20 protein-coding genes are annotated in these 19,620 nt (G+C 65.2%); 8 read left to right on the forward strand and 12 right to left on the reverse strand.

All coding sequences use genetic code 11. The features are described 5' to 3' along the window. Positions 1 to 20 precede the first annotated feature (20 nt). Both JQC81_RS06240 and JQC81_RS06245 read left to right on the forward strand, forming a co-directional pair. On the forward strand, positions 21 to 764 hold the full coding sequence (locus JQC81_RS06240) for a M48 family metallopeptidase (protein ID WP_203270954.1): 744 nt from the start codon (positions 21 to 23) through the stop codon (positions 762 to 764). 282 nt (positions 765 to 1,046) lie between these two features. Beyond that, on the forward strand, positions 1,047 to 2,246 hold the full coding sequence (locus JQC81_RS06245) for a multidrug effflux MFS transporter (protein WP_203270955.1): 1,200 nt from the start codon (positions 1,047 to 1,049) through the stop codon (positions 2,244 to 2,246). Here the strand turns inward: JQC81_RS06245 and JQC81_RS06250 are convergent. After that, entirely contained in the window at positions 2,231 to 2,578 is a 348-nt protein-coding gene (locus JQC81_RS06250) for a DUF1330 domain-containing protein (RefSeq protein WP_203270956.1), read from the reverse strand. The genes JQC81_RS06245 and JQC81_RS06250 overlap by 16 nt on opposite strands. 257 nt (positions 2,579 to 2,835) lie before the next feature. Beyond that, positions 2,836 to 4,953, reverse strand: a complete 2,118-nt coding sequence (locus JQC81_RS06255; RefSeq protein WP_312887485.1) for a transglycosylase domain-containing protein — start codon at positions 4,951 to 4,953, stop codon at positions 2,836 to 2,838. Between the two features lie 147 nt (positions 4,954 to 5,100). Between JQC81_RS06255 and JQC81_RS06260 the strand changes: the two genes are divergently transcribed. After that, a complete protein-coding gene (locus JQC81_RS06260; protein ID WP_203270958.1) occupies positions 5,101 to 6,414 on the forward strand; it encodes a cation:proton antiporter in 1,314 nt (437 codons plus the stop codon). A 35-nt stretch (positions 6,415 to 6,449) separates the two neighbouring features. Here JQC81_RS06260 and JQC81_RS06265 read toward each other — a convergent pair whose 3' ends face one another. The 3 genes from JQC81_RS06265 to JQC81_RS06275 form a co-directional block, all read right to left on the reverse strand. After that, on the reverse strand, positions 6,450 to 6,710 hold the full coding sequence (locus JQC81_RS06265) for a DUF4242 domain-containing protein (RefSeq protein ID WP_312887481.1): 261 nt from the start codon (positions 6,708 to 6,710) through the stop codon (positions 6,450 to 6,452). Between the two features lie 133 nt (positions 6,711 to 6,843). Then, positions 6,844 to 8,283 carry a UdgX family uracil-DNA binding protein gene (locus tag JQC81_RS06270; RefSeq protein ID WP_203270960.1) on the reverse strand — a complete coding sequence of 480 codons (1,440 nt, stop codon included), beginning with the start codon at positions 8,281 to 8,283 and terminating at the stop codon, positions 6,844 to 6,846. 166 nt (positions 8,284 to 8,449) lie between these two features. Further along, entirely contained in the window at positions 8,450 to 9,664 is a 1,215-nt protein-coding gene (locus tag JQC81_RS06275) for a putative DNA modification/repair radical SAM protein (RefSeq protein ID WP_203270961.1), read from the reverse strand. A gap of 338 nt (positions 9,665 to 10,002) precedes the next feature. Here JQC81_RS06275 and JQC81_RS06280 point away from each other — a divergent pair, with 338 nt between their 5' ends. Genes JQC81_RS06280 through JQC81_RS06290 form a run of 3 tightly spaced genes read left to right on the forward strand, consistent with a single transcriptional unit; the run spans position 10,003 to position 12,883 of the window. Further along, entirely contained in the window at positions 10,003 to 10,548 is a 546-nt protein-coding gene (locus tag JQC81_RS06280) for a TRAP transporter small permease (protein WP_203270962.1), read from the forward strand. A 3-nt stretch (positions 10,549 to 10,551) separates the two neighbouring features. Beyond that, positions 10,552 to 11,868 (forward strand): TRAP transporter large permease, encoded by a 1,317-nt coding sequence (locus JQC81_RS06285; protein ID WP_203270963.1) that lies wholly within the window; start codon positions 10,552 to 10,554, stop codon positions 11,866 to 11,868. A 31-nt stretch (positions 11,869 to 11,899) separates the two neighbouring features. After that, positions 11,900 to 12,883, forward strand: a complete 984-nt coding sequence (locus tag JQC81_RS06290) for a TRAP transporter substrate-binding protein (protein WP_203270964.1) — start codon at positions 11,900 to 11,902, stop codon at positions 12,881 to 12,883. Between the two features lie 119 nt (positions 12,884 to 13,002). On the opposite strand, the gene JQC81_RS06295 is transcribed toward JQC81_RS06290, so the two are convergent. Further along, a complete protein-coding gene (locus JQC81_RS06295) occupies positions 13,003 to 13,425 on the reverse strand; it encodes an OsmC family protein (RefSeq protein ID WP_199051573.1) in 423 nt (140 codons plus the stop codon). A gap of 150 nt (positions 13,426 to 13,575) precedes the next feature. On the opposite strand from JQC81_RS06295, the gene JQC81_RS06300 reads away from it, so the two are divergent. Then, on the forward strand, positions 13,576 to 14,112 hold the full coding sequence (locus JQC81_RS06300) for a GNAT family N-acetyltransferase (protein ID WP_203270965.1): 537 nt from the start codon (positions 13,576 to 13,578) through the stop codon (positions 14,110 to 14,112). Positions 14,113 to 14,137: 25 nt separating this feature from the next. Here JQC81_RS06300 and JQC81_RS06305 read toward each other — a convergent pair whose 3' ends face one another. The 5 genes from JQC81_RS06305 to JQC81_RS06325 form a co-directional block, all read right to left on the reverse strand. Then, positions 14,138 to 14,722, reverse strand: a complete 585-nt coding sequence (locus tag JQC81_RS06305) for a DUF2239 family protein (RefSeq protein WP_203270966.1) — start codon at positions 14,720 to 14,722, stop codon at positions 14,138 to 14,140. An 80-nt stretch (positions 14,723 to 14,802) separates the two neighbouring features. Continuing rightward, positions 14,803 to 15,354: a regulatory protein RecX gene (locus JQC81_RS06310; protein WP_203270967.1), complete on the reverse strand. Its 552-nt coding sequence runs from the start codon at positions 15,352 to 15,354 to the stop codon at positions 14,803 to 14,805. Beyond that, the gene (locus JQC81_RS06315) at positions 15,351 to 16,103 is read right to left on the reverse strand and encodes a phosphatase PAP2 family protein (protein ID WP_203270968.1); all 753 of its coding nucleotides are present in this window, start codon (positions 16,101 to 16,103) and stop codon (positions 15,351 to 15,353) included. Before JQC81_RS06315 ends, JQC81_RS06310 begins: the two co-directional genes overlap by 4 nt. A gap of 45 nt (positions 16,104 to 16,148) precedes the next feature. Continuing rightward, positions 16,149 to 16,790: an NrsF family protein gene (locus JQC81_RS06320; protein WP_203270969.1), complete on the reverse strand. Its 642-nt coding sequence runs from the start codon at positions 16,788 to 16,790 to the stop codon at positions 16,149 to 16,151. After that, positions 16,787 to 17,332 (reverse strand): sigma-70 family RNA polymerase sigma factor, encoded by a 546-nt coding sequence (locus JQC81_RS06325; RefSeq protein ID WP_203270970.1) that lies wholly within the window; start codon positions 17,330 to 17,332, stop codon positions 16,787 to 16,789. The genes JQC81_RS06320 and JQC81_RS06325 overlap by 4 nt, the downstream gene beginning before the upstream one ends. 214 nt (positions 17,333 to 17,546) lie before the next feature. On the opposite strand from JQC81_RS06325, the gene JQC81_RS06330 reads away from it, so the two are divergent. Further along, positions 17,547 to 18,284: a spondin domain-containing protein gene (locus tag JQC81_RS06330; RefSeq protein ID WP_203270971.1), complete on the forward strand. Its 738-nt coding sequence runs from the start codon at positions 17,547 to 17,549 to the stop codon at positions 18,282 to 18,284. 44 nt (positions 18,285 to 18,328) lie between these two features. On the opposite strand, the gene JQC81_RS06335 is transcribed toward JQC81_RS06330, so the two are convergent. Continuing rightward, positions 18,329 to 19,522: a winged helix-turn-helix domain-containing protein gene (locus JQC81_RS06335; protein ID WP_203270972.1), complete on the reverse strand. Its 1,194-nt coding sequence runs from the start codon at positions 19,520 to 19,522 to the stop codon at positions 18,329 to 18,331. Positions 19,523 to 19,620: the final 98 nt, after the last annotated feature.

Here is a 19,620-nt window from a genome sequence, read left to right on the forward strand (position 1 = left end):
TGACAGGGCAGATTGCGGACATGAAATCCGCCCTGTTCCGCCGCGTCCCTGCGGACCCGCCTCATCTCAAGGTTCTGCATGAGGGCCAAGCCTTTAAGGTGGCCCTCAAACGCCGTCCCACGGCCAAACGGATCACGCTGCGCGTCTCCAACGCGACCGGCGAGGTCGTGCTGTCGATCCCCGAGCGCACCGATGTGGGCCTGGCCCAGAAATTCGCCGACAGCCACAGCCAGTGGATCGCCACCCGGCTCGCCAGGGTGCCCGAGCGGGTGGTTTTCGAGCCGGGCGCGGTGGTGCCCGTTCGCGGCGTCCTCCACCGGATCGTCCACTGGTCGTCGATCCGCGGCGTGACCCAGGTCGCAAAGGGCGGCGCCGGTGAGCCGATCATCGCGGTGGCGGGCGAGGCCGCCCATGTGGCTCGCCGGGTACGGGACTTCCTCGAGGTGGAGGCCAAGAAGGATTTCGCCGCTGCGGTGAAGAAGCATACGGCCCAGCTGGGCGTCTCGGCCAAGCGCATCACCGTGCGCGACACCAAGAGCCGCTGGGGGTCGTGCTCGGCCAATGGGGCGCTCAACTTCTCCTGGCGCCTGATCATGGCCCCGCCCTTCGTGCTCGACTACCTCGCGGCCCACGAGGTGGCGCACCTGCGCGAACTCAACCATTCCCACCGCTTCTGGAAGATCACCCACCAGCTCTGCCCCCGCACCGACGAGGCGGAGGCCTGGCTCAAAGCCTACGGCAGCGCCCTGCACCGGATCGGGTGAGGGGCACCGCATCATCGTGGCAGGTCCTGTGTCGGCCGCCCCTTTTTGAACCACAGCCTCATTCTGAGAAGCAGACGCAATCTGCGTCTCGAAGGATCATCCAGTGCCTTCTGGAGCCTCCTTCGAGACGGCGCTGACGCGCCTCCTCAGGATGAGGTCGGAGGGAAACGACACGGAGTGAAGGGGCGAGGGCGGTGATGACGTGAGAGGCCTCTTAGTGAGTGACAGGTCCTTCGTTTCGGCTTAGTCGAAACCCTCCGTCATTGCTGCTGTCCCAAAGAAATGCTCAAGCCCGACACCCTGGCCCTCACCGTCGTCCTGGCGCTGCTCACCGCTTTGGGGCCCCTGTCAACGGACATGTACCTGCCCTCGCTGCCGGCGATCGCGGCGGGCCTTGGGGCGACCACGGGCCAGACGCAGCTCACGCTCTCGGCCTTTCTCCTCGGCTTTGCCGCCGGGCAGTTCTTCTATGGGCCGATCTCCGACCGGATCGGGAGGAAGCCCGTGCTGCTGTTCGGGCTCGGGCTCTTCACCCTGGCGAGCCTCATCTGCGCGTTCGCACCCAACATTGAGACCCTGATCGGCGCGCGCTTCCTGCAGGCGCTGGGCGCCTCCGGCCCCATCGTGCTCGGGCGCGCCATCGTGCGCGATTTCTACGAGGGGCCGCGGGCCGGGCGGGAATTGTCGCGCATGGGCACGATCATGGGCGTGGTTCCGGCTGCCGCCCCTATCCTCGGCGGCGTGATCGAGCGCGTCTCGGGGTGGCGCGTGACCTTCGCGGTCATGATCCTGTTCGGCATCGCCATGGCGGCCGTCATCAGCCTGCGCATGCCGGAGACCATCCGGAAGAAGTCTGAGATGCCGATCTCCTTCGGGACGATCCTGCGCGGCTTCCAAGTGCTGCTTGGCCACCCGGGCTACCGCACCTATGTGGGCCTCTCCATGCTCACCTATGGCGGGCTCTTCGCCTTCATCTCGGGCTCGTCCTTCGTGCTGCAGCAGATCTACGGGCTGGATGAACTGGCTTTTGCCTTCTCCTTCACCTTCGTGGTGGTGGGCTTCATCGGCGGCACATACCTCGCGCAGCATCTCGTGGGACGGCGCGGGCTCGACGGCACGATCCGGCTCGGCGTTGCGTGCCTCGCCATCGGCGGCGCCATCATGCTGGCCCTGGTTCTTGCAGGCGTGCCGTCCTCGCTCAGCATCAGCGCCCCCATGGCGATCTATGGCATCGGCGTCGGCCTCACCATGCCGCAATCCATGGCCTCGGCCCTGATGCCCTTCCCGGAGCGGGCCGGCGCGGCGTCGTCGCTGCTCGGCATCTGCCAGATGACGTTTGCCGCCATCGTGGGCATCGCCCTCGGGCGCAACCTCGATGCCTCGGCGATTCCGCTGCCCGCGACGATCGCGACAACCGGTGTGCTGGCGCTGATCCTGTTCCTGGCAACGAGCCGTGCACGAGGGCATCAGCCCAGGGGCTGATCCGCCGGGACTCCGGCGAGCACATCCGTTGCCTTGTGATCGGCATCGACGCCCTCGATGAAAAAGACATCGCCGCGCGAGTTTCGGGTGCGCAGGGGCAGGATCTGCCGATACGCGGGAGAGTCATACCACGCGTGGGCGCTGTCCCGGTCCGGAAACGCGATCACGATCAGGTCTCCCGACCAGGAGCCTTCCATCATTGTCACCTTTCCCCCGTGAATGATGAAACGGCCGCCGAAGGGCTCGAGCGTTGCGTCGATGTGCTTGAGATACGCGACGATGTCGGGACCGACATTCACATCGTGCAGATGACCGACGGCATAGGCAGGCATGGCAGGCTCCTTCGTTTGATGAAGGGAGCATGTCGTGTGGAGAGAGGGCTGGCGATTACGTGCGGGGTAATCTCTACCGAGCTTGTTCAAGCCCGCCACTGTCATTCCGGGGCGAGCGGTAGCGAGAGCCCGGAATCCATAACCGCTAACGCTGCAGAATTAGGAGCCGGGTGAGCCGAGATGTTCTTTCCTGACGCTGTCATTCCGGGCTCGCCTGCGGCGCCCCGGAATGACAGCGTCAGAGGTAAAGGCGAGCCTTAAAGTCCGAACAGCTTCTCAAAGAAGTTCTTCTCGCGGCTCGCGCGTCGCTGGGGCGCGGGCGCGACCCAGCTGCCTTCGCCGTCCGCATTGGCGTAGCGCGGTCCGCCTGCGCCTGCGCCGGGAATGTCCGACGGGGTGCGCATGCGCTCGAGGCCGGGCAGGGGGACGGGCTGCTTGTCCTTGAGGGCAGCCGTCATGAAGTTGTGCCAGACTTCCGTGGGCAGGTTACCGCCGGTCACGCGCTTCGTGAGCGCGCCGTCGTCGTTGCCGAGCCACACGCCGGCCACGAGATTGCCGGAAAAGCCCACGAACCAGGCATCCTTGTAGTCGTCGGTGGTGCCGGTCTTGCCGGCGAGAGTCCAGCCGGGGATCTGTGCCTTCTGGGCAGTGCCGATGACGAAGACGTTGTGCATCATGTCGTTCATCTGGGCCACGACGCCGGGATCGATGACGCGCCCGAGGCCGCCCGAGCTCGGGCGCTTGTAGATGAGCTTGCCGTCGGTGGTCTTCACCTGGGTGATCACGTAGGGCGTCACGCCGATGCCGCCATTGGCGAAGGCCGCGTAGGCGGAGACCAGCTCCAGCGGCGTCACCTCGGAGGTGCCGAGCGCGAGCGAGCCGTTGGCCTGCAGCGGAGACGAGATGCCGAGACGCTGCGCGGTCTGCGCCACCGTCTTGGGACCCACCTCCATGTTGAGCTTCACCGCGACGGTGTTGAGCGAGAGCGCCAGCGCATCGCGGATCGTGATCGGCCCGCGATACTTGCGGTCGTAGTTCTTGGGCGCCCAGCCCTTGTAGGCGACGGGCGCATCCTCCATCACCATGTCGGGGGTGTAGCCTCGCTCCATGGCGGCGAGATAGACGAAGGGCTTGAAGGACGAGCCCGGCTGGCGGCGGGCCGCGATGGCCCGGTTGAACTGGCTCGTCTCGTAATTGCGCCCGCCGACCAGGGCTTTGACGGCCCCGTCCGGCTGCATGGCGACGACCGCGCCCTGGCTCACGTTGAACTTCTGGCCCTTGGCGTTGAGCTCGTCCACCAGCACGCGTTCGGCTGCGGATTGCAGCGCAGGCTCGACGGTGGTCGAGACCACGATGTCGGACTCGACGGTGCCGACGAAATCGTCGAGCACGTCCATCACGTAATCGGCCGCGTAATTGGCCGATCCCGCGCCGTTCGGGCGAACAGGCTCGGCGGGCGCGCTGAGGGCCGTCTTGGTCATCCCCGGCGTGATGAAGCCGAGGTCGTTCATGGCCGCGATCACGAGCTCAGCGCGCGCCTGCGCCCGCTCCGGATAGCGGTTGGGAGCGAGCCGCGACGGCGACTGGACGAGGCCCGCCAGCACGGCGGCTTCCGACAGCGACACGCTGCGCGCGGACTTGCCGTAATAGCGCTGGGCGGCCGCCTCGACGCCATAGGCGCCGGCGCCGAAATAGACCCGGTTGAGATAGAGTTCGAGGAGCTGGTCCTTCGAGTAGTTGCGCTCGAGCCAGAGCGCCAGGATCGCCTCCTGGATCTTGCGCGAGGCGGTGCGCTCCTGGGTGAGGAACAGGTTCTTGGCAAGCTGTTGGGTAAGTGTCGAGCCGCCCTGCAGACCGCCGCTGTTGCTCAGGTTGCGGTAGACCGCGCGGGCGATGCCGATCGGGTCGATGCCGTAATGGTCGTAGAAGCGCCGGTCCTCGATGGCCACGAAGGCTCTTGGAAGATAGGGCGGCAATTCCTTGAGCGTGACCGTGCGGCCGCCCGTCTCGCCGCGATTGGCGAGGAACGAGCCGTCGCTCGCCAGGATGGCGATGTTCGGCGGGCGCTTGGGCACCGCAAGCTGGTCGATGGGCGGGAGCTGCGAGGCATAATAGGCCACGATGCCGCCGACGCCGATCACGCCCCAGAGGCAGAGCACGAGACCGGCATAGATCAGCTTGCTGAAGAGCGAGCGGCCGCCGCGGCGCTTGGCTTTCTTAGGCCGTGAAGGCCTGCCGCCGCCTGGTCCAGAAGCTCGCCTGCGCGCCATCGTTCCCCCTGCCCGGTCCTCGGGCGAGAGGCGAAATTCCAGCTCCCCCGCTTGCTCAGCGGGCGCATCGAACACCGGCTCGCGCCGATCACGTCCGTTCGCCACGTCTTTTATGACCCCGCATTCACGCGACCGGTAGGTCCGGCCTTTCATGCTCTGAGGCACCCTAATTGTGGCGGTTTAAGGGGCAGTTAATGGGGATTAACGGCTTCACGCTCGGAACTGCCGAGTCTGGCCCGCGTTCGCTGCCTTATGAATGCTTACATCCTCGTCCTGGCCGGGTTCGGAGCCCTTGTGCTGCTGACCGCGTGGCTCCCGATGCTCCTGAAGGAGCTGCCGTTGTCCCTGCCGATCTTCTGCGTCGGCCTCGGAGCAGTGATCTTTTCCCTTCCGCCTGTGCCCGGCATCGCTCCCCACCCGCAGGAGCATCTGGCGATCACGGAACGGCTGACGGAGTTCATCGTAATCATCGCGCTGATGGGCGCAGGCCTGAAGCTCGACCGGCCCCTCGCCTGGGCGAGCTGCATGCTCACCTGGCGCCTGCTCGGCATCGCCATGCCGCTCACCATCGCGGCTCTGGCGATTCTGGGCCACACCCTGCTCGGGCTTGGTGCTGCCACGGCGATCCTGCTGGCGGCCTCTCTTGCCCCTACCGATCCGGTTCTGGCGAGCGATGTGCAGGTCGGGCCGCCAGGGGAGGGCATGGAGGACGAGGTCCGCTTCACCTTGACGTCGGAGGCAGGCCTCAATGACGGGCTGGCCTTTCCCTTCGTCAACCTTGCCGTTGCCCTCGCGCTTGCCAGCCAGTCCGGCGAGCCCTGGCTCCTCCACTGGCTGAGCGTGGATGTGATCTGGAAGCTGGGGGCGGGGGTTGCCATGGGCTGGGTGGTCGGGCGAAGCCTTGGATGGCTGACCTTCCGGCTCCCCAACCGCGCCAAGCTCTCCCGCACCGGAGACGGCTTCGTAGCCCTGGGCATCACCTGCCTAGCTTATGGCCTGACCGAAATGGTCCATGGCTATGGCTTTCTCGCCGTGTTCGTGGCGGCGCTCGGCCTGAGGTCGGTGGAGCGGAATCATGAATACCACGAGAAGCTGCACGACTTTGTGGAGCAGCTCGAGCGGCTGCTCATGATGGTGCTTCTCGTCATCTTCGGTGGCGCCCTGGCGGAAGGGGGGCTCCTCATCCTGAACTGGCAGGTTGTTCTTTATGCCATTCTGGCGATCTTCCTGGTGCGGCCCCTGATCGGATGGATCAGCCTTCTCGGGCGGGACCAGAAATGGGACGAGAAAGCCGTGATCAGCTTCTTCGGCATCCGGGGCCTCGGCTCGGCCTATTATCTCGCCTATGGGCTCAATCACGCGTCGTTCGAGGAGCCGCATCTGCTGTGGGGCACCATGGGGCTGATCGTGCTGATCTCCATCGTGCTGCACGGAACGACCGTCACGCCCATCATGCGCTATCTTGACCGACAGCGACAGAAAGGCGGCGATGCGGCGGATGCTGCCGGTCCGACCCATGTGGAACCGGCTCCTGCTTCCGCACTATCGAGTCACCGTACAGGATAGATCCTTCACGCACCCGGCTTCAGGAGGCGATCGCTTTAATCGGCCGTTGTCGGATCGATGACTGAGCGGACCTGCGAGATGCTGTCGGCCGGGAATCCTGCCTTCTGGGCATGCTCGCGGATCATCCCCTCGTCCGGTGCCCGGTAGACGCAGTAGATCTTGTTGTCCGTGACATAGCTGTGAACCCACTGGATCTCGGGGCCCAGCTCGCGAAGGGTATCGCACGAGGTTCTGGAGGCCTGCTGCAGGTCCGCGGCAGACAGATTGCCCACGTTCGGCATATTTCGTTCGATCACGAATTGCGGCATGGCTCATTCGCCGGTTTTCCGGCGCCTCCCTCTGCCGAACCAAAGCGGCTCCGGCGTCGGTCAGGGTCTGCTCATATCGCAAGCCTGGCAACTCCCCCAGAGGGGTAGGCCAGCGCCCCTGCTACTCCGCTGCGAGCGGCAGCTCGCCGGTTTCCAGGTTGGCCTGGGCCAGATCGTGGATGCGGCGCAGATCACCCAGAAATGCCTCGTAGGCCTCCCGCTTCGTCGCCTCGTCGGGCAGGCGCAGCAGGTAGCTCGGATGCACAGTGATGTAGCCCTCATAGGCGCCGAACTTGGCGCGTCCCCGCGAGCGCGTGATCGGCGTCGCCTTGCCGGAGAGCGCGAGAACGGCGGTCGCGCCGAGCGCCACCACGAGCTTGGGCCGCACCAGCTCCAGCTCCTTCATCAGCCAGGGCCGGTAGTGCTTCACCTCGCCGGCCGTGGGCTTGGAATGGATGCGCCGGTGGCCGCGCTGCTCGAACTTGAAGTGCTTCACCGCATTGGTGAGATAGGCTTGGCTACGCCCAATCCCGGTTTCCCTCATGGCTTTGGTGAGAAGCTTGCCGGCGGGGCCAACGAAGGGCCGCCCCTGCAGGTCCTCCTGGTCGCCCGGCTGCTCGCCGACGAAGACGATCTCGGCATGGTGCGGGCCTTCGCCGAAGACGGCCTGCGTGGCGCCGGGCACCAGCGGGCCAGCTTTCGCGATGATGGCGTTGAGCTCTTCAAGCGTCTTCGGTTCCTGATCCCACATGGCCTCGAGGGCGCGTTCCGGCGTGCGTTTGGTGGGCATCGTCGCCTCCTGTTCGATCATCCGTTCAACGCGCTGAGCGGCGGTTTGGATCAGGCCGGGAATGGCGGCGGTCTCGGGCATGTTGCGCCAGTACTTCTTGGGCATCTCGGCCCGCATGGCCGTGGGATTGACACGCGCCGGGTTGAACACGCTCTCGTAATAGCCGCGCCAGCCCTCCTCGAAGCTGTCCTCCACGGGCGCATCTTCCCGTTGCGCGGGCGGGCCGAAGGCGAGCTCATGCCGATCCCAGCGCGCGGAGCCGATGGGCGTGAGGATCGTCCAGTCCATCGACCGGAAACGGTCGACGAAGAAGGGCGCTGCCGCCTCCAAAATGAAATGCTCCGGCTCGAACCAGGCGGCGAAGCGTTCAAGCTCTCCCTGCATCCGGCGGAAGCGCACGAAGGCGTGCATCTTGTGCAGGTCGCGCCGCACGGAGCGGGCCATCAGGTCGATGCGGTGCACCAGCGGATCGCTTGCGACCTCCAACAGATCGCGTTCGCCGTTCAGGACGCGCCAGACGAGGCTGTAAAGCAGAGCGTAGCGCTCGGGATCGCTGTGGCAGACCACCTGCTCGATCAGCCGCGACACGCCTTTCGGGATGGTGACCGGCGGCGCCTCAGCGACCGTCTCGTTGCCGAAGAGTCCCGGCGCATCGTCGACGGCGAACATCACATGCTGCGGCGCGAGTTCCTCGGCAATCAGCCAGCGCACCGCCTTGCGGAAGGTTTGCAGATCCGCGCCGGTTTTGAGGGTGATGCGGTGGAGGGTCATGACTGCTCTCCCGTGTCATTCCGGGGCGAGTGAAACGAGAGCCCGGAATCCATAACCGCTGACGGCGCAGGAAGAGGCGCAACACGGATCATCCCTTCTTGATCCGTCGTGTTTATGGATTTCCACACCTTCGGCGCGGCTTCGGAATGATAGCTCGTTGTTTGGATCATACGAACAGACTCAGCTGTTCCGGCTTCTCGATCAGCCGCTCGCGCAGGTCGAGCTTGTCGAGCCGCGCTTTCGGATGATGATCGGCCGTGATGAGGAAGGGCTTGGCGCGTTTCAGCCCGGAGGTGAGGCGGGCGACATCCTCCAGGCGCAGGGTCGTGTGCTTGCGCGCCACCACGATCTTGTCGACGGCGCGGGCGCCGAGGCCCGGCACGCGCAGCAGCATCTCGCGATCGGCCCGGTTCACATCCACCGGAAAGCGGTGGCGGTTCTTGAGGGCCCAGGCGAGCTTCGGGTCGACATCGAGGTCGAGCATGCCTTGTTCGGTGCTTGAAGCGATCTCGTCCACGTCGAAGCCGTAATAGCGCAGCAGCCAATCGGCCTGGTAGAGCCTGTTCTCGCGCATGAGCGGCGGCGATTTCAGGGGCAGGATCGCGCTCGAATCCGGAATCGGGCTGAAGGCGGAGTAATAGACGCGCTTCATGGCGTAATGGCCGTAGAGCGTGGCCGACTTGCGCAGCACATCCGCATCCGTCGTCTCGTCCGCGCCCACGATCATCTGCGTGGTCTGGCCGGCGGGCGAGAAATGGCGCCGCTCCTCGCGCGCCTCTTCGATGCGCTCGGACATCTGCTCCATGGCGGTCTCGATCGATGCGCCGTCCTTTTCCGGCGCCAACTGCTCCAGGCTCTTCTCCGTCGGCAGTTCGAGGTTGATCGACAGGCGGTCGGCCCACAGGCCCGCCTCCTCGATGAGCCAGGGGCTCGCCTCGGGAATCGTCTTCAGGTGGATATAGCCGCGAAAGCCATGGTCGCGCCGCAGCTTCTTCGCCACCAGGATCATCTGCTCCATGGTGTAGTCGGGCGAGCGGATGATGCCGGAGGACAGGAACAGGCCCTCGATGTAGTTGCGCTTGTAGAACTCCACCGTGAGCGTCACCACCTCGTCCACGGAGAACTTCGCCCGCTTCACATTGGACGAGCGCCGGTTCACGCAATAGGCGCAGTCGAACAGGCAGTAATTGGTGAGCAGGATCTTGAGCAGGGACACGCAACGCCCGTCCGGCGTGTAGGCGTGACAGATCCCGGTCCCAACCGTGGAGCCGAGACCATCGGGATCCGACTTGCGCTTGGGCGCCCCCGAGGAGGAGCAGGAGGCGTCATACTTCGCCGCGTCCGCCAGAATGCGCAGCTTCTTCGAAAGCTTCTCGTCCATCGGTCTTCCGCAGAATTGTTCGTGTTTTGTTCTAGCATGAAGATAGGGTGCTGGCGAGGGCTTCAGGAGAGGGGCGGGAGGTCGCATAGGGAGGCGGTGGTGTCATCCTCGGTGGCCGTAAGGCCGGGAAGGGGACCCATGGCGCTGAGCGGCTGAGTGGATTCCCTTCCCCTCCGCTGCGCTTTGGGCGGGAATGACACCAAGGTTCGAGAGCATTGCCCACTCCTCCGGCACAAAGCGGCGCAAGCTTATGCATTCAATCCCAGACAGGCCCTTGCCCTTACCCACCGTGACGGTAAGCTCAGCCTGCGCGTCACGACCGGGAGAGAACGCTTCGCATGATCAGAACCCTGCTCGACGGTCTCTATCTCTTCGCCGGATATCTGGCAGGCGTCTTCCTGATCACGATCTTCCTCCTGATGATGACTCTCTCGCTCGGACGCGAGTTCGGGATCAACGTCCCGGCGGGTGACGATTACGCCGCCTGGTCCATGGCCGCGATGGCGTTCTTAGGTCTCGCCCACACCTTCAGGTCGGGCGAGCTGATCCGCATCGGGCTGGTGCTCGAACGGCTTCCTGCCGGCGCGCGGCGCGGCATCGAGATCCTGTGCCTTCTCATCGGCACGGCGGTGATCGGGTTCTTCGCCTGGTACGCGGTGCACATGACCTATGACAGCTGGCGCTTCAACGACATGTCCCAGGGAGCGGTCGCGGTGCCGCTCTGGTTTCCCCAGCTCGGTTATTCGATCGGCCTGACGATCCTCGCGATCGCGTTCATCGACGAACTCGTGCACGTTCTCAGAGGCCATGGGCCGCGATACGAAAAACCGCCGGCCGAAACGCCGGAGGAGATCGTCAACCGCGCAGCCGAGAGCGGGCTCTAAACGATGTTTGCAGATCTCGGCCTCGTCACCACCGCCACCATTCTCCTCGGCCTGCTCATGGGCCTCCTGGCCCTAGGGGTCTGGATCGGAATCGCGCTGCTGATCGTGGGGTTTGCGGCCATCCTGATGGTCACGTCGGTTCCCATCGGGCCGGTGCTCGCCACCACCGTGTGGTCGAGCTCCGCCTCCTGGTCTCTCGCGGCCCTGCCGCTCTTCATCTGGATGGGCGAGATCCTCTTTCGCACGCGCCTGTCCGAGCAGATGTTCCTCGGCCTCGCGCCCTGGCTCAACTGGCTGCCCGGGCGCCTGCTGCACGTGAACGTGGTCGGCTGCGGCGTGTTCGCGGCGGTGTCGGGCTCGTCCGCCGCCACCTGCGCGACCATCGGAAAGATCGCGCTGCCAGAATTAAAGAAGCGCGGCTACGACGACCTGATGAGCCTCGGCAGCCTTGCCGGCTCCGGCACCCTCGGGCTTCTCATCCCGCCGTCCATTCCCATGGTGGTCTACGCCATCGCGGCGAATGTCTCGGTGATCCAGGTCTTTCTTGCGGGCTTCCTGCCGGGCCTTCTCGTGATGGCGCTCTATTCCGGCTACATCACCCTGTGGTCGGCCCTCAATCCGAAGAAATCCCCGCCGCCCGAGCCGCGCACGAGCCTCGGCTACAAGCTGCGGAGTTCGGCCAAGCTCCTGCCGGTCCTGCTGCTGATCGCCCTCATCTTCTGCGCGCTTATCTTCGGCTGGGCGACGGCCACCGAATGCGCCGCCTGGGGTGTGACGGGCGCTCTCATCCTGGCCTGGTGGTCGGGCACGCTCACCTGGGCGACGTTCCGCGACTCTCTGTTGAGCGCCACGCGCCTCACCGTCACGATCATGCTGATCCTGGCGGGCGCGGCCTTCACCACGGCCGCCATGGCCTATACGGGCATTCCCGCGGCGCTCGCCGCCTGGGTGGAGTCGCTTGAGCTGTCGCCCTACGTGCTGATCGCGGCGCTCACGGTCATGTACATCCTGCTCGGCTGCCTCATCGACGGCATCTCGATGATCGTGCTCACCACCGTGGTGGTGCTGCCGATGATCAAGCAGGCGGGCTTCGACCTGATCTGGTTCGGCGTCTTCCTCATCATCCTGGTCGAGATGGCGCAGATCACGCCGCCGGTCGGGTTCAACCTCTTCGTGCTGCAGAACATGAGCGGGCGCGACAGCTTCACCGTCGCCAGGGCGGCGCTGCCGTTCTTTTTCCTGCTCGTGGCGGCGGTCGCCATCATCACGGCTTTTCCGGACATCGCATTGTGGCTGCCACGGCTCGCCTTTCCGGGATAGGATCCACCATAACCAGAGGGAGAAGGATCACATGAAGCATATGACACGACTGGGCCTCAGCCTCGCCGGCGCGCTGCTGCTGGCAGCCCCCGCCATGGCGCAGACCAAATGGAACCTGCCGGCCGCCTATCCGGCCGACAACTTCCACACCGAGAACCTCACCCAGTTCTCCAAGGACGTGGCGGACGCGACCGGCGGCAAGCTGCAGATCACCGTTCATCCCAACGCCTCGCTCTTCAAGGCGCCGGAGATCAAGCGCGCGGTGCAGACCGGCCAGGCCCAGGCCGGCGAGGTGCTGATGTCGCTGCACGAGAACGAGGATCCGCTCTACGGCCTCGACGTGGTGCCGTTCCTCGCCACCTCCTTCGACCAGTCGAAGAAGCTGTGGGACGTGCAGCGCCCGGCCATCGAGAAGAAGCTCGCCGGCCAGGGCCTGATGCTGCTCTTCGCCGTGCCGTGGCCGCCGCAAGGTATCTTCGCTAAGCAGGACATCAACAAGGTCGAGGACCTGAAGGGCGTGAAGTGGCGCGCCTACAACGTGGGCACCTCGCGCATCGCCGAGATCGTCGGCGCGCAGCCCGTGACCGTGCAGGCGGCAGAGCTGCCGCAGGCGCTCGCCACCGGAGTGGTCACCACCTTCATGACCTCCGGCGCAACCGGCTACGACGCGAAGGTGTGGGAGTCGCTGTCGCACTTCTACGACACGCAGGCTTGGATTCCGAAGAACATGACCTTCGTCAACAAGGCGGCGTTCGATGCTCTCGACAAGCCCACCCAGGAGGCCATCCTCAAAGCCGCCAAGACGGCCGAGGAGCGTGGCTGGCAGACGGCTCAGGAAAAGACCAAGTGGTATCTCGAGCAGTTGGCCAAGAACGGCATGAAGGTGCAGCCTCCCGGCCCCGAGCTGAAGACGGGCCTGCAGAAGGTGGGCGAGCAGCTGACGGCCGACTGGCTGAAGAAGGCCGGCAACGACGGGCAGGCCATTGTGGATGCCTACAAGAAGGCCGGGTCGTAATCCTGCTCATTCACTCACCCGTCATGCCCGCACTTGTTGCGGGCATCCACGTATTCAAACCTCTTAAAACGTGGATGGCCGGGACAAGCCCGGCCATGACGAGGGGAGTTTGAGAAGCCTTACGCCAGCGTGAAATCCATCGTGATCTCGGCGTTGAGCACCTTCGACACCGGGCAGTTCTTCTCGGCCGCGCGCGCGAGTTCCTCGAATTTGGCCCGGTCGATGCCCGGCACGTTGGCGTTCAGCGTCAGGGCCGATTTCTTGATCGCAAATCCGCTGCCTTCCTGTTCGAGGGAGACCACCGCTTCCGTCGCGAGCTCGTTGGGCGTGAAGCCCGCGCCCTGGAGCTGGAAGGCGAGCGCCATGGTGAAGCAGCCTGCGTGCGCGGCGGCGATCAGCTCTTCCGGGTTCGTGCCCTTCTCGTTCTCGAAGCGGGTCTTAAAGGAATAGGGCGTCGAGGACAGGACGCCGGAATCCGAGGTGAGATGGCCGGTGCCCTCCTTGCCTGTGCCCTGCCAGACGGCTCTTGCCTTGCGGTTCATTCCTGATCTCCTTGTGCGGTGAGGTTGGTGATCTAGGACAGGTCGCGTCAGCCTCCAGGCCTTGTTCTGCAAAGCCGGCTTGTGGCGCTGCCGTCTTGAGCCTTGCCCGGCTGCCTTGTATGCGGTGTCCTGCATAGAGACGAGAAACGCATGTCGAATCCCCTCTCCGCCGAAACCGTTCCGGCCATCGAAACGGACCGCCTCACCCTGCGGGGGCACAGGCTCGACGACTTCGACGACTACCTCGCGCTCTGGACCGATCCGGAGGTGACGCGCTTCATCGGCGGCCGGCCTTCGATGCGTGAAGAGGTATGGGGGCGGCTGCTGCGCAATGTCGGACATTGGGCGTCCCTCGGTTTCGGCTACTGGGTCATCGTCGAGAAAGGGACCGAGCGCTTCATCGGCGAGGTCGGGTTCGCGGATTTCCGACGCGAGATCGAGCCGTCCCTCGACGGTATGCCGGAAATCGGCTGGGCGCTCGCGCCCAATGCCCATGGCAAAGGCTATGCGACGGAAGCCACGCGCGCCGCCATCGCGTGGGGCGACGCGCATTTCGGCTCCCGGCGCACGGCCTGCATCATCGCGCCCGAGAACGAGCCGTCCATCCGGGTGGCGGAAAAATGCGGCTACCGGGAGTTCTGCCGCACCACCTACAAGGACAAGCCGACGATCATGTTCGTGCGGTAGAGGCGCTCCGTTCGCTGGAAGGGGTTCATGCCTCGCTTACGAAGGCGGAGCCGGCCAGCCGCTCGGCATGGTCGCGAAGATCCTTGGGCCATAGGCGGATCAAGGCCTCGAAAAGCTTCTGATCCCCGGCAAAGAGGGCGCGCGAGGCCTCTTCGAAGCCCGCTTCGTCTCCGGCGAGCGTCGACATGAACCGATAGAGCGCCTCCCGCGACTGCCGCACCCGGTCCTTCGCCTCGTTGCTGCGCCGTGCCTCCTCGACCAGCTTGCGCAGGGCCACGGAGGCGCCACCCGGCTGGGCGTTGAGCCATTCCCAGTGCCGCGGGAGCAGCGTGACTTCGCGAGCCACGACACCGAGCTTGGGCCGGCCCGGTCCCCGCGGCTCCGGCTTGCCGGAGGTCTGCTCCAGCCGTTTCACCACATCGTCCGCCGTTCCGCGGAAATCGATGTCGACGACCCGGCAGGTCTCGTCTTCGAGGATCAGGATGGGGGTCCCTTGGTCCTGATCGAGGGAGGCCTTGGCCTTTGCCGCGACCGTCGCGAGATCGCCTGACGCGATCCGGCGCATACCCGCGAAGGCCGTGTAGGTTTGGTTTTCGTCAGCCATGATCATCCCCTGCAGCAATAAGCGAGGCAGGGTTTTACCCGGGTTAAAAACCCATGTCAATAATACCCGGGTGAAATAGGCTGGGGCTAGGGCCCGTCCTGGTCCTCATCGCGCTCGCCCTCGACAATCCGCCGCGCCACATCGAAGCGGAAACCCGCGCGGGCCATGGCGGCCAGGTCCTTGTCGCGATAGGGCGCCCGCTCGCCGGGACGGAAGGGGCCCAGCTTGCGGCGGCGGGCAAAGGCGCGGGCTGCCTGCTCTTCGTCGCCTTCTTCTCCCTCCAAGGCTGCCGCGATGGTGCTCCGGTCGACGCCCTTGGCGGAGAGTTTCGCCTGGATGGCGCGCGCCGATCCGCCCCGGCGGCGTAAGGATGCGACGCGCGCTTCCGCATAGCGGGTGTCGTCGATGAGGCCGATCTTCAGGCTCTTTGCCACCACCTCGTCGATCATGTCGTGGAACTCGGCCGGATCCTCGCCGCGCAGGCGGCAGCGCTTGTCGACCTTGCGCCGCAGCACCCGGCGCAGGTTCTCGGCCGAGGAGGCATAGCGCTCGAGGTAGGACATGGCGGCTCGCTGCAGATAAGCCTCCGACACCTTGCGCGGCGGCTTGCGGACGGGTTTGCCGGTCTCGTCCGTCATTCCGGCTTGTCGTCGGATGAGCGCGAGGTTTCGCCGGGTTTCTCCACCTGGCCGCGGCGCTGCAGCTGAAGTGCCACGAACCAGCACAAGGCTGCCCAAGCCGCGCCCACCGACCAGCCGGCCACCACGTCGCTCGGCCAGTGAACGCCGAGATAGACGCGGCTGACGCCGACGAGCAGGGTCATGATGATGGCCAGCCCCATGATGAAGGCGCTGGCGCGCCGGCTCTTCTCCACGCGGGCGAGCAGGGCCCCGAGGGTCAGGTAGGTGATGGCCGACATCATGGCATGGCCGCTGGGAAAGCTCGCGGTGTAGATCCGGGTGGCGTGGGGCACCAGATCCGGGCGCGGCCGCTCGAAGCCCATCTTGAGGCCGGTGGAGATCAGCGTGCCACCGACGATGGCGACAATCACCAGAAGCGCTGCGCCCTGCCTGCGGGTCATCATCAGATAGACCCATGTGGCCAGGGTGATGATCGACAGAATGGCGTAACCGCCAAGGCCGGTGATGTCTCTGGCCGCTTCCTCCACCCAGGAGGGGCCGAGGGGATTGGCCGGATTCTGCGGATCCCGGAGCGCCAGCAGAAGCTCGCTGTCGAGCGCATGGGTCTCGCCCTCCTGCACCTCATCGGCAAGCGTGATGAAGGCCCAGGCGAAGAAGCCGGAGGCGGACACGGAGAGCAGCGGGCCGACCTCGTTGAGACGCAGGCGCAGCCAGAGGCGGGTGGCGGGGGCAAGAAGCGTGTTCATGATCCCCTGGACATAGGAAAGTCTGAGGCGTCTGGCGAGAGGCGTCTACCAGCGCAACCAGCGTCTGCCGAGTTTGGCCCCGATGAAGCTGACCGCCAGAGCCGCCGGCACGTGCCATGCTGCAATGTAGAGAAGCGAAGGCTCCGGACAGTGCAGCACGTACAGCATGGAGGTGACGCCGACCGAGAGCAGCCCTGCCATGGCGCCCTGAAGGCCGGGCTCAATCGGCGCACCCTGTTTCAGCACGCCGAGAGCCGCGATCAGAACGGGGAGGGACAGGCCCGAAACCAGCAGGAAGCAGTTCAAGGGATCCTCGCCGATCAGGCGTCTTGTCCAGGTCGATGAAGGGTGCAGGATCAGTTCGATGGCGACTCCCACAAGGAGCAGCAGAATGGGCCATGCAAGGGTGCCGAAGCCGATCCGAGCGTCAGGCCGCTGCATCAGAAGTGAGAGGCGGAACGCGCAGATCGTCAGGGCCAGAGCCGCCATCAAGGTCACGGCCGTGGTGAGGTTGGGGCCATGGGCGAGGTGCGGACTCGGAGCGAGGAACAGGAGAATCACCGCAGCCACGAACAGGCCCGACACCAGGAGCGCTGCCATAAGCCGTGCAGCCGCCAACCGGCCTCCGTTCTGCGGCCTGTCCGGCAGATCCCTTGCAAGGGCGTGAATGAGATGATCCGTCTTCACTCCGATCCTCCTAGTTTTGCGGCCAGGGCCGCAAGACCGCGATGCAAGGCGACGCGCACGGCGCCTTCGCTCATCTTAAGCCGCTCGGCGGCCTCGCGGATACTCGCACCGTCGAGGGCCAGCGCCTCCAGCACCTCCCGCTGCCGGCGCGGGAGCATTTCGAGAAAGCGGCCTGTCGATGCCGGAAGTTCCGGCTCCGGCTCCGGAGCCGGAATGATCTCGGCCACGCTCTCGATCGGAACACTGACCCGACGCCCGCTCCTGCGTGCATGATCGAGAGCCTTGTAATGGGCAATCGCCCGCAGCCAGGGCACGATGGGACGGGTCTCGTCCCAGGTATGCCGCTTCAGGTGAATGGCCAGCAACGCATCCTGCAAGACATCCTCCACGTCGGTGCCGCCCAAACCCAGCCGGATGGAATCGTAGGCGATGACACGACGAAGCGCGCGCGCGACATCGCTCAGCAGACGCGCATAAGCATCTGCGTCGCCGCGGTTCGCCGACCGCATGGCGCTTGCCCAGGCTTCCTCGTGTTCCGTCACACGATCCCCTTCAAAGCCTATTCGCGGTGAATGGCCCCAATGTTACGTGACGGATATCTATAACATTTCACTTCACAAAATTGTGAACGAAGTAACATAAGTGAGTGGCAGCCGAATAAGAGGCTGGACGGCGGTTCGGGGCGGCGCCTCGGACGGCGAAAAGATCCACAACAACGCGGGGCTGGACCTTCACCTCAAGGATAAGGATCTCAGCATGTATCGCTCTCGTACTCTCGTGACCGCTCTTGCCCTCGGTCTCGTCTCCTCATCGGCAGCTTTTGCGCAGTCGCGGCCCACATCGGATTCCATGAATGCCCAGGGCGAAGGCAAGCGCATCCGCATCACCATCGAGAACCTGACCACCGGCCAGACCCTGTCGCCGCCGGTTTTCGTCAGCCACAACTCCAAGGCGCCGATGCTGTTCAAGGAGGGCGAGGAGGCCTCCTTCGGCCTGATGCGCATCGCCGAGGAAGGTAATGCGGGGCCGCTGCTCTCGTCCGTGGTGACGAAGAACATCGGCGAGGAGTTCGGCGCCGTCGGATCAGGCACCCCGATCCTGCCAGGCCAGAGCCGCGTGGTGGAATTGGAGGTCACCCGCGAGTTCCCGATGGTGTCCGGCGCAGCCATGCTCGTCATGACCAATGACGGCTTTACCGGCATCAATGGCCTGAATGCCTATGAGCTGTCCTCGCCTCGCCGCATCGAGGCGATGGCCTACGATGCGGGCACCGAGAAGAACAACGAGCGCAAGTCGGCGCTGATCGCCATGATGGGCACCGACCGCGATCCGGAGAACGGCAAGGTCCAGATGCATGCGGGCATCCGCGGCAATGCCGATGCGCCGGACGACTGGAAGTTCGATCCGTCGAAGTCGGTGGCGCGCATCACCGTGACCCCGGTTGGCATGGAGGCAACCGGCTCCGTGAACAGCGACGGCATGATGAAGCGCTGATGCATGATTTCGGCCCCTTGCTTCGGCAGGGGGCCGGATTGTCCTTAGACAGCAAGGCGCTTCCGCCACTCCTTCGGCGCAGTGATGCTGCCGAGATTAAGCCACTCGGCCATCAGGCGCAGCTCGTCTCCCAGAGCTGGGGCAATCTCCTCCGGGGCAACCGAGGCCTCCGGGTGGACGGAGTGGACGATGAGATCGCCCGCGGCCCGGTCGGCCTTCAGGTCGACGCGGGCGACGATCCGCTCGCCCAGCACGAAGGGCAGGCAGTAATAGCCGAATTCCCGCTTCTCGGCCGGGGTGTAGATCTCGATGCGGTAGCGGAAATCGAACAGGCGCTCCGTGCGCGTGCGCTCCCAGACGATGGGGTCGAAGGGCGACACGAGCGCCCGCGCCTCCACACGGCGCGGGACTTTGGCCTGCGGATCGAGATAGACTGGGCCATCCCAGCCCTTGACGGTGACGGGCATGAGGTCGCCCGCCTCCACCAATTCGGGAATGCGCGCCTTCGCATCCTTGGGCTCCAGGCGGAAATAGTCGCGCAGGCAGCGCTCCGAGGCGATGCCGAGCGCCCGGATGGACAACCGCAGGAGTTCCCGCTGCGCCTCCTCGGCCGAGGGTGTCGGCATGGCCAAGATGTCTGAGGGCAGCACCCGTTCCGGCAGGTCGTAGAGACGCTCGAAACCGCGCCGCGTCGCCGTGGTGACTTGGCCTGCCCAGAACAGCCATTCGAGCGCCCGCTTGCCGTCGCTCCAGCCCCACCAGGATCCCTGCCCCTTGCCGCCGATCGAGAGCTCGCCCGCGCCGATCGGTCCGCGCGTCTCGATCTCGCGGCGCACCTCCTCGATGAAGGCGCGCTTCTCGCGCCCGAAGCGGGCGAGACCCCCATAGGTGCCGTCACCGCGCGCGGCGCGCTCCATGCGCCAGCGGAACAGGGGCTGCAGGTCCAGCCGGATCAGGGAGGCTTCATGGCCCCAATATTCGAACGCTTCCCGCTTCTTCGGGTGATAGGCGATCTTTTCGAGCAATCCCCGATCGTAAGAACCGAGCCGCGAGAACAGCGGCATGTAATGGGCGCGCACCAGCACGTTGACCGAATCGATCTGCAGCAGATGCGAGCGCTGCAGCACACGGCTGACATGGCGCTTCGTCGCTGCCGCTGGGCGGCCCTCATGAAAACCCTGGGCGGCGAGCGCAATCCGTCGGGCTTGGGCGAGCGTGATGTGGGTGCGGGACGGCATGGCGCGAACAATAGAGGAACATCATCGTTCATTGCCAGAGGCAGGGCGGCGAAACCGTCGGGCCCGAAGGTGGAACCTGTGGACGGAGCTGCCACTTA

The organism is Microvirga arabica, from assembly GCF_016811235.1.
GTDB classification, from domain to species: domain Bacteria; phylum Pseudomonadota; class Alphaproteobacteria; order Rhizobiales; family Beijerinckiaceae; genus Microvirga; species Microvirga arabica.